Here is a 12846-nt window from a genome sequence, read left to right as displayed (position 1 = left end):
CCATCTGCTGTCTAGCCTGGGCCCATCCGTCTGGGGTTGCTCCGAGCGTCGAGATGTCTGTGACGGCGCCTGAGGGAACGGCGAACAGGTTCCTGATCGTGAAGGTTTCGAAGCCGAGAAGGTCACGGGCCAGTCCAAGCCGCGCCCTAGTGCGCTCGCCGCTCCCCAAGGGCGGATTGGCGAGGATGCACAGTAGCTCCCGCCTCGGAAGCGCCTCGTCAGTCGGTTCCGTCATTGGAATACAAGATGTCGACGATGCGAGTCACTTCGCTGTTCCGGATATCCTCGGCGAGCTTGACCAGGCCGAGACTCATGAGGGTCTCGGCGACCTCCGCCGGGTCCTCACATTCCGGGTGAAATGCACGCACTAGTTCAAAGAGCTCGCCACTTGGGTCGAAGGATCCGACGTTCATGTTCTGCCCGTCGCCGGCGCGGCCGAAGTTGCCTCCACGTACCGGTTCAAGGTTGAGCCGAAGGGCGTAGGCGAGACCTAGGCGGACCAACTGCTGCTTCTCTCGGAATGGGAATCGGGCGCTGATCTCGTCTCGAGCGATCTCAGCGCGGCCAGTGAGGGCAATGTTGACGCGACCGCGCGCGATGGTTTCAGACACTGCGAAGCTCCTGGATGTTGGTCTCGTGCGCGGACGCTCCTCGAGACAACTCGAACTCGGCCAGCATTCGACCTCGAAGCAGGTCTCGGGCAGTCCCGCGGGGGAGCTCACGCTCGTGAACCAGAAGGAACACCTGGGAGCTGAGCTTGTCGAGGTTGGCAACGACGCCCTCAACATGGTGTTCGTCGAGGCGTCCGAACGGGGAGTCCATGACGAGTGGCCCGCTGATGGGGGAGCTGGCCTGCAGGCCGCCCAAGAGCGACAGTGCGACTAGGTGCTCGTAGCCAGCGCTCCGGTGCTCTACGGGGGTTCCGGATCGGTCAAGGATACGCAAGCCGTAGGACTCGTTTATCGCAAGCTTCACGTAGTCACTCTCGGATCGCATGCTCCGGAAGAGTTCGGTAGCCCTCTCCTGAATACTCTCCTTGAGCTGGTCGCGATAGATCACGATCGCCTTCCGGTAAAGGTCCGCGAGGGCCTCAGCAGTTCGCTGCCGCTTGTAGACACTCGGGTCTGCCTGGCCCGCCCCTGTCTTGCGGATCTGCTCTTCGATCTTGGCGACGTTCTTCTTGGCCTGCTCGTATTTATCCAGCTCGTCCTTGTACGCAGCCTTCGCTTGTCGCAGGAGAACGCTGACGTTCTTGGAGCGCTGGACGAGGTCGGTTAGCCCGGTGTCCTGTCCCTTAAGCTTGTCCTCGAAGTCGTCGATATCTTCCTGGTAGTCCTCAATCTTCTGCTGCAGCTTCAGGTAGCTGTCTTCGACAGTTTTCAAATTGGCCCGAAGTTCGTGCCCGCGGCCCGACTCGCGCAGCCGCCTGAGGCTCGCCTTCAGGGCTGCCGCCTTGTCCTCTTTAGCTCTCAGCTCGCTAGAATCTGAGCTCCGGAGGTGTTGCTCGAGGGCAGCGCGGTTGCTGGCATCCAGACGGGACTCGCACACTGGGCATATATCCGCGCCCATGGACTTGTAATGGCGGGCGAGGATGGCCGCGAAGCGCAGCTCATCCAACTGGGCTTCGATGGCCTCCAACGCCTTGGTGTCCTCTTCGATGCGAGCCTCGATCGGCTCCACGAGCACCGCCCTCCACGACTCGGCGAGGAGGTCTTTGAACTCTTCCTCAGCCGCGTCGCACTGCGTCTTTGCCTCCTTGAGGAGTTTGAGAGTCTCGTCGCGCCTGGTCTTGATTTCGAGCTTGCCTGACTGCTCCGCCAGCTGCTGATCGAGCTGGGCCGACTCAGCCTCCAGGTCTTTGGCCTTCTGGTCCTCCGCCTCGTAGTTCTGGCGGAACGCACGGAGACGACTCTGCTCAGTATCAAGATGCTGGCCAAGCTTCTTCGTCTTCGAGTCCCGCTTCGCAGCAGCAGCGACCAGCTCACCGGCGTGCTCAGCGACCCGAGCGCTGTCTCGTGCCGCGTTCTCCAGAATGGGAAGTCCGAGGATGCGTTCGATGGCATCGCGGAGCGTGGAGCCAGCGGTGTTGTCGTCATCGAGGAGCTTCTCGTACTGGTCGAGGAGCTCTCCGTCGAACAGGAAGAACTGCTCGATCTCCCTGGGCATCAGTTCAGTCACCTTGCGCTCAGCATCGGCGGCACTCAGGGCGACCGAATCACGACGCAACGTGAGATCGCTGCAGCATTCCTCCCCCTTGCGGATGAGAGAACGAGTGAGATCCCACTGCGTGCCGTCTGCTTCGAACTCGAGGCGGACACGGCATCGGACTGAATCGCCGGACGCTTCCGCAAGGGCAACCTTGTTAGTGATGTCCTCGAGTGGCAGTGGACGGGTGCTCCGCTTGCGAACTTCACCAGTCCAGGCCCAGCGGAAAGCATTGAGTAGAGACGTCTTGCCTTTTCCGTTTCGGCCGTAGATAACGACTACGCCGTCCTTGTCGGGGATATTGATCTCCTGCTCGCCCATGAAGACGAGAAAGTTCTCAACGGTGAGCTTCTGGTATCTCAAACCTCAACGCTCCTGTCCAGGTGCTCCTGGATGACGCGGGCCACGGCCTCCTGTGCGCGGGGTCGATCCTCGACGTACCGCTTCTCAATCTCTACGATGTGCTGAACCAGCGCTGAATCGACGCTGTCGTCATAGAACCGTGAACGCACCGACTCGATCACTTGTGCAAGGTTGTCTCGCATGAGCTCTACTCCTACAGAAGTACTTGCGTTCACAGTGCCGCACGAAGTGTGTGAAGCCACAGGCTAGTTGTCGCCCTCCTCGCCGGAACCGAGGAACTCATAGAGTGCCTCGAGATCGCCGCCAAGTCCCACAACTAGCCGCTCCAGCGAGTCACGAGCATCGCTATTTAGGGCATCTCGGGCGAAGTTGCCCGCGCGGGCGAGCTCACCCTGAAGCAGTGACATCCCCGACGCTTCCCCAAGGGTCTCGGGCTGCAGGATCGCATCATAGACGGTGGCGAGGCTCTTCCCTTCAACTTTGCGCAGCACGCGCCCACGACGCTGGATGAACTCTCGAGGATTCCTGGAGGACGCCAGGATCAAAGCATGGTCCGCGTTGGGGATATCAACACCCTCGTCCAAGCACTTGATCGAGACGACTACGCCACCGTTCTCATCGAAGTACCGCAGCGTTGCAACCTTGTCTCCCGGCATGTCCGAATAATACTCGTACGCGTCGATCCCAGCGGAACGAAGGCTGCCAGCAATGTCCTGCATCTGACCCTTATCGTCGCAATAGACGAGCCAACGCTGTCCAGGCTTGTAGCTCTTGGTCACCACCGACCTAGCTAGGGGCGTCTTGCCGGCAGCCTTCTTGGCGATCCGAGCTCGCTGCATCGTCAGCGTCCTGATGCGCTCCCGCTGACTGCTGGTGGCACCACTAGGCGAGTTACGGGACTGCGCGACGAGCCGTCCGATCTTTTTGCTCAATTCGTCCCATTGTTCCTGCTCCTGCGGGCTGAGCCGGACAAGCTGTGGGTAGTAAAGGTAGTCACAGAGAGCGCCGGCCTTCAGGGCGTCCCTGAGTGTGTAGCGGTGGATGACCCCACCGAAGTAGTCGAGAATCGCCGAGGTGCCTTCCGGATCCCCCGCACGTTCTGGCGTCGCCGATAGACCTAGACGTGCTGCGGCATCAATCTCCAGAACCTTCTGGTACGACACAGCCCCCAGACGGTGAACCTCATCGCCGATGAGCAGGAGGTCCTTCGCGCGCGAAGCCTGGTTTACGAAGGGCCTCTGAGCTGCCGTGGGAGCAAGGGCAACCACCACGCGCTCCGAGGCAGGCTGTGTCAGCCAGTTGTGAAGCCTTGTCTTCCAAGCGGATTCACCGTCGCCGCACAGATGCACCCGGCGCCCCGTGTCCTCGATCTGTTCCTTCCACTGGCGCGCAACCAACCGCGAAGGGGCAACCACGAGAGCGGGCCCTTCGTGTCCGACGATCGCGGTGATGCCCGTGACCGTCTTACCTGACCCAGTCGCGTGGGCGAGGATCCCTCGCTTACCGTGGCGCTCCCACTCGTTGAGTCCTGCGATCTGCTGCTCACGGAGGGGGCGACCATCTGGCGCAGTACGGACGACGAGGTCCAGCTCCGTATTCACAGTGATCTCAGCCGCAAGCTCGCGCCAGTCAACGCCTTCTGCCTGAGTTTCCAGCCAGTGCCGGAAGGGCGCGGGGAGGGCGAGGACTTCAACCCCGTCGCTCTTGCCGGCCCAGAGCTTCTCGAAACGTTCGGTAGATCGCTGGACCCTGATGCTGTCGTTGCGGCCCGTCCAGCTCGTCCACGCGTCGAACGACTCGACGTTGCCGTCCGAGGCAATACCGAAGCGGGTCTCATTCAAGGACCCGCGGAAGCCGATGCGCTGCCCATGCGCATCAGTAAACAGTCCCACCTTGTCATGAAACATACGCCGATCGTCGAGTGAGGCGTTGGCGACCCGAGCCAGGCGGATATCGAGGAGTCTCTCTGAGATCAATGCGGCCAGGGCGAGCGCCGGCTTGCGGAGCTGGTCGGTGGTAAGCAACGCATCGAACTCGGACCGCAGAACGGCAGCAAGAGAGTTGTCGTCGCGAGCTTCATAGCCGCGTTCGATTCCCTGTGCGTCTTTCTCGGTGATCCGGGGCGAGCAGAGAATGCGGATTTTTCCGCCGCGTTGCACAAACTCAGGCAGCGCTTCCCAGTACAGCGCCAGAGCGCTGCTGGCGAAGAAGCCCGTAATCCGGTCGTAGGCGACGGCCTTACTTAGAGCACGCAGGTAAAATTCGCTGAGGATGTCCTCCCTGTCACTCGCATACTCCGGTTCGGGAGTCCATCCTGACTTGCCCCAGCCATCACCACTCACGAGATGAGCCTCTCGATTGACAGTTGCCAACGCAGCTCTAGCGCTTCCGGCAAGGTGTCCGGACGTGACGCGACCACGGTCTCCGATTCGTCAGTGCCGCGGAGCTTCCTCGTCTGTCGAGCCACACCAAGAGACATCGCCTCTAACAAGGTGTCCTCCAGTATCTGGACCCCCTTTGAGTGGGGAATACCTTTCCCAATGTCGTGGGCGTCCGCGTCCCACAGGGCAAAGACCTCCAAGCTCGGGTTGTAACCAGCGAGGATGACGTACGCGTCGTCGGTGGTGTCGAAGTGCCGACCCTTGTTGGGCAGGATGATCTGAATGCGGTAAGCACCCTGCTGCCGCTCCGACGGATGTGTCGTCATCGTATACAAGTAGACGCGCATGAGAGGAGGCAACGGAACTGCTGCGCGCAGGTCGAACGGCCTCTTATCAAGCTCCAGAGTGTCGCCAGAGCTGCAGTGGTCTGCGAGGGACGCAGCGAAGAGCCGGTTTGCATGGCGAGTGCCCGCACCAGCTCTCGACCGCATCACCATGGGTACCAGTGTGCCCAACGACTCCGGAAACAGGGTGAAGTCATCCCCAGCGTGCGCTGTCACGGCCTACTCCGCCGGGACGTCTTCTGCCGCGAACTTCGTCTTGTAGAACGCTTCGAACTCTGTCAGCGCGGCATGTGCTTGCTCCGCGAGCTTCCTCGCGTTGTTGAGCTGGCGCTTCGCGTCACGGCGCGCCGCGGCAGCGTCGTCCACCCATGCCTTCGCGCGTTCCACGGCAGCAGCCACAGCCTTCTCGGCGTTCGCATCGAGGGTTGCATCAGGATTCCACTCGGCGGCGAACTTGGCTTCCGCGAGGTTCTCGCCCGCACGCAGGAACTCTGCCTCGGCGGCACCCAGAACCGCCTCCGCAACCCTTACGGAAAGTGACGCCTCTGCGATGGCAGACTGCGCGGCAGTGGTAACGAGCGGCTGGCCATCCTCCGGCAAGGACACCGCCCCTGCCCGCGCTTTCTCATAGAGGGCCTGGGCGTCCTGAGGGTTCATCCCCGGCAGGAACCGCATGATGGAGAGTGCTGCGTAATCCCGGCTGAGTTCGAACGAGTACCACCTTCGGCCAAGTTGTTCCGCGACCATCCCCGTGGTGTTCGAGCCCGAGAAAATGTCGACGACGACGTCACCGGGCTTGGTCAGGAACTCGATGAAGAATCGCGGAAGCTCGCTCGGGAACCGGGCAGGGTGCGATTTGATGTCAAGCGCGCGGCAGAGTCGTAGGTAGTTCGAGTTCGACTCCGTGTTGGAGACCTGCAGCAGGTTCGGTGGGATGGAACCACCGTTATCGTTGCCGAAGTGCTTAGAGATCGAGTGCTCGCTGGGGCGGAGGGTCGCCTTGTAGTACCTTTCAGGGTCCTTGAGGAGACGCTCCATGTTCTTCGAGTACGGAAGCAGCACCTGATTGACGTCAGCCTGCGGCCACTCAGTCTTCGAGAGCCACCAGACCGTGTTTACGGCGTCCTTAACCCGAATCCGGCGCTTATTCACCCACTCGAGAGGACTGGGGAGCTTCGCCGGATTGTACCAGAAGAACTCCTCCGCGAGGTGGTACTCCAATTCGTCGACGAACTTCAACAGGACACGGTAAGGGTAGAGGGATCTAGTCGGACTGCCCTTGCGGTAGGCGTTGCCGATGTCAACGACGAGGCTCCCGGTTGACTTCAGGACGCGCTTTGCCGCCTCACCAAATTGGGCGAGCCAGTCGACATACGCCTCCTGATCTTCGTTGCCGTATGCCTTCTTCCGCTGCAGGGCGAAGGGCGGGCTCGTGACGATCAAGTCCACACTCTCGTCGTCGAGGCCCTGGAGCAGCCGCAAGGAGTCCCCGTGCAACTGGGTACCGTGGGGTGTCGTGTAGACCTTCTGGTCGTCCGTGAAGCTGGTCAACGCGTTCCTTGCCTCGGGTGTACTGTCCAACGTGCGTCCCGCGAGCGGAGATAGCATGCGCCTACGGCCCCAGGCCAGCAGGGCCAGCCTGAGAGCTGTCCCCGTGGCCGCACCCCGGCCGAGGTTCCGTTCGGCAACTAGCTGACAATACACAACGCCCAGGTGGGCAGAGTCGGGGCTTCCACCTAATTGCACCGCGATCTTCGCCCCGCTGCACAGGCCACGTAGACTGTACTGAGACGCAAGTTCGATGCAGTGCAGCACAGAGGGTGCTGGGGCGAGCACTCGTGGAGGGGCGGCACCTACGCCGGCTCCACCACCAGAGCTGGGAAGACTGGAGCAAGGGACAGTTCGATCCCGTGGCTTTCACCCAGCACCTCGCCGCCGACAGCCCTTACGACCGCCACCTTCATCAGCTGCGCATCTATCGCGGCCAGCTCGACGCGACCAAGCAGCCCGGCTCCTACGGGGCCTCACCGCGACAGTACGCTCAGTGGGAGAGCCACCCACTCGTCAAGCTCGTCACACGGCCCCTGCGCTACCCATCCGCACGGCCCACCGATTTGAAACCCGCACTCGAGTATGTGGCCGAGCTGGCGGCTTCCCGAGGCAGGCCGCGAGCCGAAGTGGCAGCCTGGCCCATGAGCGGCCAGCACTGTCGGCGGCTCGCTCTCAACGGCAGAAGCCTCTACTGCCACTGGATAGACGAAGGCGTCTACAAGAAGGTCCAAGACAAGACCGACTACACCCGCAGCAGTTGAGGAACCGAAGGTCCCTTCCGAACACCGCCAACGCTCCTACGCTCCGATGTCCGGTCAGTCCTTGAGAGCGGGCACTGCCCTGGCTGGCGTGGACCATCCGTGGACTGGTCCCGATCAGCCAATCAGCAAATCCGCTCTGACCTGCGATGTTTCGTAGGCCAGAAGCGGCCTCCGGAGCCGTGTGCGCAGGTTCGAATCCTGCCGGGGGCACTTCGCAAGAAGTGCCGGAGGGCCCTGACCAGCAGAAATGCCGGTCAGGGCCTTTCTTATATGCCCGGAAACGACGGCGGAGGAGCGGTTCCGCTCTCCGTCACGGGTCAGGACGCCGCTACCCCCGTATTGTCCGGACGGCACGGGACCTGCGTGAAGGCGAGCGCGGTCCGGCCATGACACCCCACCACTACGGCCCTTCTCCTGGACAGACCGCAACCGACACGGCCGATGGACCGCCCAGGTGGACGGCGCCGCACACACCGTGATCCGTGCCGACGCCGCGATCCAGGACTACGCGCGCTCACGGACCGCGCCCTGTACACAGGTCCGTGCTGTCTGCACCGGGCTGGTCCTGTCCGGGCAAGCAGCCGGGTCCGGCATGCTGCTCGACGACCCGCCGGAACGGGCCGGTGTCGTCAGCGCGGTGGAGAAGATCTGGGACAACTGCGGGCAGCTTCGCGAAGCGGAGCATCAGCACACCATGACCCGGGTGCCGCCCTCTTCATGTCCAAGGAGAGCCACATGTCGCGAGCGCCATTCCAAATCCTCGTCGTGCCGTTCCGCCGGGTCGGCGAGGAGGTCGAATTCGCCGTTCTCCACCGCCGTGACATGGATGTGTGGCAGGCAGTCGCCGGCGGCGGTGAGGCGGGCGAAAGCCCTCAGCAGGCCGCTGTCCGCGAGGCACGTGAAGAGCTCGGCCTCGACCGGACCGTCACGCTCTACCCCCTGCAGACCACCGCCAGCATCCCCGCACGCTTCTTCGCCGATCGAGAGAGCTGGCCGGCGGGAACCTATGTTGTGCCCGAATACGCTTCGCGGCAGACCTGACCGGTGTGGAGATCAAGCTCTCCGACGAACACACCGCCGTCCAGTGGCTGGACTACACAGCGTCCGGCAAGTTGCTGCGGTTCGACAGCAACCGCACCGCTCTGGGAGAGCTTCACGAGCGCCTGCTCGCCGCCGACCTGCCTCGACCGGTGGAGTAGGAGTGGCCGGTGCACCTTGCGCACCGCTGCATACGTGATAGCCGGAGTACCAGCTCGCCCGCGCCCGGCTTTCGACGGCGGACCGGCAACTGGCCGAGATAGTCGCCACGTCAGCCCATTGATCCGGAGCGTGCCAGGGGTGCTTCTCCCAGCGGATGAATGACGATTTCCGGTGCGTAGTGAACAGGCGCATATCGGCGCTCCAGGAGAAGTACCGGAGGTCCTGACCGGTGGACATTCCGGTCGGGGCCCTTTCTGTGTCCGGCGGACGGCATGCCGGCTCGCCGTCATGCCGTCCGCGGGCCGCCCCTGTCCCGGGAGCCCCGGGGGCTTCGGGGCCGGCGCGTATGCGGAACGGTCTACTCCTCCGCGCGGCGGGCACGCGGTGATCATGACATTGGCTCGCTCACTGCCCGATGACGCCACCGAGTGGTGGATCTTCCTGGGGGTGCTCGCCCTCTATGTGTTGGGTCGCTGGTTCTTCGCCTGGTTGCAGGCCCGGCGGGACGGGGACGACCATCCGGTGCGCGCCGCGCTCGCGGAGGAGGAGGGGCCCGACGATACGCGCGCGGCGGCGACGGGTGGCTTCCGTTCCTACCGGCAGTTCGCCGGCTTCGTCGTCAGCGGTGTCGTGGTGGCCCTGGTCGCCACGCTGACGGACGGCGGGCTCCGGGTCGTCCTGCTGTGGATCGTGGTGCCGCTGCTGACCCTGGCGATGTCCTATCTGGACTTCCGCCAGGCCCGCAGGGCCCGTGCGCGAGCCTGACGGGGAGGCGGGGGGCGCAACGGCGCGCCTCTGCCGCCTCATTCGCCCCACGGGCCCGGCCCCCGCACTGCACACTGGGGGAAACCGACGTCCGGAGAGGGGGAGTCTTCCGTGGGGAAGCGGATGATCGAGGTGGACGAGGAGGTGTTCGCCTTTCTGCGGCGTCACTGCCGGCCGCCGGTGGACACCCCCAACGACGTGCTGCGGCGGATGCTGCTGGACGAGGGTGCCGGGGCGTCCGCGCCGCCGCTGCGGCGGGCCGGGGAGCTGAAGCAGCTCATCGACGACGGGCTGATCGCCCCCGGGGACACCCTCCGCTACCACGAGCCGCGGCGGGGTCGCACGCACGAGGCCACGGTCGCCGCCGACGGCTGGATCGAGGTCCCCGGCAGCGGTTCCTTCCCCAAGCCCTCCTCCGCGCTCAAGGCCCAGACCGGCATCGATGCCGACGGGTGGGCGAAGTACACCCACGTGCCCGGCGGGCGCCTGCTGGAGGAGCTGCGGGAGGACCTGCGCCGGCGCACCTGAGGAGTGTGACGGAAGCGGCGGACGCGGAGTGGATCTTGTGATGTCCTGCCCGCATGGACGCTGCCCTCTCCACTCTCATCGCGGTCGCCGGAACGCTGCTGGGCGCCGTCGCCACCCATGTGTTCCAGCGCAAGGCGGACCGGAGGGCGCAGAGTTTCGCCGCCCAGCAGCAGCTCCGCGCCGAACGCATGGCGGTCTACAGCGATTTCGCCGGGGCGGTGACGGAGTTCCGGCGCGGGCAGCAGGACCGGTGGCACCGCCGGAACGAGGACCCGCACGGTGACGCCGCTTTCGAGGCCCGGGTGGAGGCGCACCGGTTGCGCGGTCTGGCACTGCAGGCGCTTTTCCGGGTCCAGTTGATATCGAGCAGCCAGCGGATCACCGATGCCGCCGAGCACGTTTATGAACTGACCTCGGACATCCACGAGGCCGCGAACCGGAATGAACTCAGCGCCAAGGGAGCTGAAGCCCGGCAGGAACTGGCGAATTTCGTTCAGCTCGCCGCCCGCGATGTGCGGTGAGGGCCCGGGGTTCCGCCTCCGCTCCGGGGAGCCGCGTCCGGCCGCGGTGCCCCGGAGTGCCGGTGAGCCGTCGGTGTCGAGTGGGCCGGTGCACCATCCGGGCGGTGTTGTGGGGGTTTGGCCGCCGAGCATAGGGTGCAGATCACAATTTCCCTGAATAAATGGGATATTTGGTGGCCGGTGCGACGAGAAGGGAAGCGGGTGAGGGAGGTCACGGGCCGACCGGTGAACCGGTGACCGCCACGTGGCATCTTGGGCACGTTGGGTCAGGTCCGTTACTCGGCGTTTTTCGTGCGTGCCGCTGCGCAAGATCTCCATTTCGCTGCGGAAGAGATCCGGAGCGCAGCGTGACGCGTCGGGAGCGAAATTCCCTTTATTGATCTTTGACGCAGATCACGTTACTTGTGGCGGCGAATTCGTTCTGTCTACGGTGGCGCTCGCTCCCTCCGGCAATCACTGCCCGGGAGCCCGTAGCCGGAGCGCCTAATCCTGCCGCCGGCCGCGGAGAACCCACGACGCATCACGGCAGGAGCGGGGGAACCAGGTAAGTGCCGGTCCGCGCATCAGTGCGGCCGGCTTGGGGTGAAGTCGCGTCGCGGTGGGAGACCACCGCGTCAGGACGCGACCGGGCAACTCCAGCCCGAACCCGACAGCTCACCTCGCAGGCGTAGGAGAGGAACACCCCTATGTCTGCACGCGGACGTCACCGCCGATTCAACCCCGGCCGTATCGCCAAGATCTCGCTCGCGCTGGCCGCGGGCGGCGCCGGTGTGGCCCTTCCGATGGTCGGCGCCACCACGGCGAGCGCCGCCTCCGTCGAGACCTGGGACAAGGTCGCGGCGTGCGAGAGCACCAGCAACTGGAGCATCAACACCGGTAACGGCTTCTACGGCGGCCTGCAGTTCACCCAGTCCACCTGGGCGGCGTTCGGCGGTCTGGACTACGCCCCGCGCGCCGACCTCGCCACCAAGGACCAGCAGATCGCCATCGCCGAGAAGGTGCTGGCCGAGCAGGGCCCGGGCGCCTGGCCGGTGTGCTCGGTCAAGGCCGGTCTGACCCAGGGCGGCCCGGCTCCGGCCATCTCGCCCGACGGTGTGAAGAAGGAGGCCGCGCCGGCCCCCGCCGCCGCCGAGCCGGTGGCCGAGGCCCCCAAGGCCGCCACCCCGAAGCAGGAGGCCCCCAAGGCCGCCGCCCCGGTCGCCAAGGAGGCCAAGGGCGCGGAGTACACCGTGGTCCACGGTGACACCCTGTTCAAGATCGCCGCGGCGCACGACGTGGACGGTGGCTGGAAGGCCATCTACGACGCCAACCGCCAGGTCGTCGGCGACAACCCGAACCTGATCTTCCCGGGTCAGGAGCTGACCCTGGGCGGCCAGGTCGTGAAGCAGCAGGCCCCCAAGCCCGCCGCGCCGAAGCAGGAGGCCCCCAAGCCGGCCGCGAAGCCCGCCGCCGCCCCGGCCGAGCAGGCCGCGCCGTCCGCCTCCGGCTTCACCGCCCCGGTGGCCAACCTGGTGCTGGGCACCCCGTACCACCAGGCCGGCAGCTCCTGGTCCAGCGGTTACCACACCGGTGTGGACTTCCCCGTCCCGACCGGCACCACCGTCAAGGCCGTCGGCCCCGGTGAGGTCGTGTCCGCCGGCTGGGGTGGCGCCTACGGCAACGAGGTCGTGATCCGCCACGCCGACGGCAAGTACAGCCAGTACGCCCACCTGTCGTCGCTGTCCGTCTCGGCCGGCCAGACCGTCTCCGGCGGCCAGCAGATCGGCCTGTCCGGCAGCACCGGCAACAGCAGCGGCCCGCACCTGCACTTCGAGATCCGCACCGGCGCCGGCTACGGCTCCGACGTCGACCCGATCGCCTACCTGCGCGCCCACGGCGTCAGCATCTGAGGTACCGGTCTCCCGACGGCCCCGCCAGGGTCGCCGTCCTGAGTGCCCGGTCCGCCACTGTGCGGGCCGGGCACTCCGGCGTTTCCGGGGTGTTTCCGGCCGGTCGGCCGGCGGTCGCGGGTTGCCGATCGCGCCGGGGCACCGGTCGGCCCTTCTCGACCGGTGCGCGGGTCCGGTGGCCAGAGCTCGGTTGGGGCGCGGCGCCGGTGGATGGTCCGACGGCAGCGGGCCCGGCGCACCCACAGGGGTGTACGGGGCCCGCTGCCGTCGGACTGTGGGGGTGGCGGGCGCCCGGCGGGACGGGAGCGGCCCGGCCGGGGTACGCGGGGGCGGCGGGC

The 12846-nt window shown here is 65.2% G+C and carries 13 protein-coding genes and 1 riboswitch; of the genes, 7 read left to right on the top strand and 6 right to left on the bottom strand.

The window, feature by feature from the left end; genetic code table 11:
* Positions 1 to 218 precede the first annotated feature (218 nt).
* The 6 genes from IHE55_RS20455 to IHE55_RS20430 all read right to left on the bottom strand — a co-directional run bounded on the left by IHE55_RS20455 (position 219) and on the right by IHE55_RS20430 (position 6844).
* Positions 219 to 611: a hypothetical protein gene (locus IHE55_RS20455; RefSeq protein ID WP_197990338.1), complete on the bottom strand. Its 393-nt coding sequence runs from the start codon at positions 609 to 611 to the stop codon at positions 219 to 221.
* Positions 604 to 2568 carry an AAA family ATPase gene (locus IHE55_RS20450; protein WP_197990337.1) on the bottom strand — a complete coding sequence of 655 codons (1965 nt, stop codon included), beginning with the start codon at positions 2566 to 2568 and terminating at the stop codon, positions 604 to 606. The genes IHE55_RS20455 and IHE55_RS20450 overlap by 8 nt, the downstream gene beginning before the upstream one ends.
* Positions 2565 to 2729 (bottom strand): hypothetical protein, encoded by a 165-nt coding sequence (locus IHE55_RS20445; RefSeq protein WP_197990336.1) that lies wholly within the window; start codon positions 2727 to 2729, stop codon positions 2565 to 2567. The genes IHE55_RS20450 and IHE55_RS20445 overlap by 4 nt, the downstream gene beginning before the upstream one ends.
* Before the next feature lie 84 nt (positions 2730 to 2813).
* Positions 2814 to 4910 (bottom strand): DEAD/DEAH box helicase family protein, encoded by a 2097-nt coding sequence (locus IHE55_RS20440; RefSeq protein WP_197990335.1) that lies wholly within the window; start codon positions 4908 to 4910, stop codon positions 2814 to 2816.
* Positions 4907 to 5446: a hypothetical protein gene (locus IHE55_RS20435; RefSeq protein WP_197990334.1), complete on the bottom strand. Its 540-nt coding sequence runs from the start codon at positions 5444 to 5446 to the stop codon at positions 4907 to 4909. The genes IHE55_RS20440 and IHE55_RS20435 overlap by 4 nt, the downstream gene beginning before the upstream one ends.
* Before the next feature lie 66 nt (positions 5447 to 5512).
* Positions 5513 to 6844 carry a DNA-methyltransferase gene (locus tag IHE55_RS20430; protein ID WP_232265642.1) on the bottom strand — a complete coding sequence of 444 codons (1332 nt, stop codon included), beginning with the start codon at positions 6842 to 6844 and terminating at the stop codon, positions 5513 to 5515.
* A 359-nt stretch (positions 6845 to 7203) separates the two neighbouring features.
* On the opposite strand from IHE55_RS20430, the gene IHE55_RS20425 reads away from it, so the two are divergent.
* From IHE55_RS20425 to IHE55_RS20395, 7 genes are all read left to right on the top strand, one after another.
* The gene (locus tag IHE55_RS20425; RefSeq protein ID WP_197990332.1) at positions 7204 to 7605 is read left to right on the top strand and encodes a hypothetical protein; all 402 of its coding nucleotides are present in this window, start codon (positions 7204 to 7206) and stop codon (positions 7603 to 7605) included.
* 735 nt (positions 7606 to 8340) lie between these two features.
* Positions 8341 to 8646 (top strand): NUDIX domain-containing protein, encoded by a 306-nt coding sequence (locus IHE55_RS20420; RefSeq protein ID WP_197990331.1) that lies wholly within the window; start codon positions 8341 to 8343, stop codon positions 8644 to 8646.
* A gap of 5 nt (positions 8647 to 8651) precedes the next feature.
* Positions 8652 to 8804 (top strand): NUDIX hydrolase, encoded by a 153-nt coding sequence (locus tag IHE55_RS20415; protein ID WP_197990330.1) that lies wholly within the window; start codon positions 8652 to 8654, stop codon positions 8802 to 8804.
* 391 nt (positions 8805 to 9195) lie between these two features.
* Entirely contained in the window at positions 9196 to 9570 is a 375-nt protein-coding gene (locus IHE55_RS20410) for a hypothetical protein (protein WP_197990329.1), read from the top strand.
* A 111-nt stretch (positions 9571 to 9681) separates the two neighbouring features.
* On the top strand, positions 9682 to 10098 hold the full coding sequence (locus tag IHE55_RS20405; RefSeq protein ID WP_197990328.1) for a restriction system modified-DNA reader domain-containing protein: 417 nt from the start codon (positions 9682 to 9684) through the stop codon (positions 10096 to 10098).
* 53 nt (positions 10099 to 10151) lie between these two features.
* The gene (gene kilB / locus IHE55_RS20400; RefSeq protein ID WP_197990327.1) at positions 10152 to 10619 is read left to right on the top strand and encodes a plasmid transfer protein KilB; all 468 of its coding nucleotides are present in this window, start codon (positions 10152 to 10154) and stop codon (positions 10617 to 10619) included.
* Between the two features lie 503 nt (positions 10620 to 11122).
* Positions 11123 to 11300, top strand: a riboswitch (cyclic di-AMP (ydaO/yuaA leader).
* Between the two features lie 5 nt (positions 11301 to 11305).
* On the top strand, positions 11306 to 12508 hold the full coding sequence (locus IHE55_RS20395) for a transglycosylase family protein (RefSeq protein WP_197990326.1): 1203 nt from the start codon (positions 11306 to 11308) through the stop codon (positions 12506 to 12508).
* Positions 12509 to 12846 lie beyond the last annotated feature (338 nt).

The organism is Streptomyces pactum (assembly GCF_016031615.1).
Taxonomy (GTDB): domain Bacteria; phylum Actinomycetota; class Actinomycetes; order Streptomycetales; family Streptomycetaceae; genus Streptomyces; species Streptomyces pactus.
This window is presented reverse-complemented; position numbering and strand designations above follow the sequence as displayed.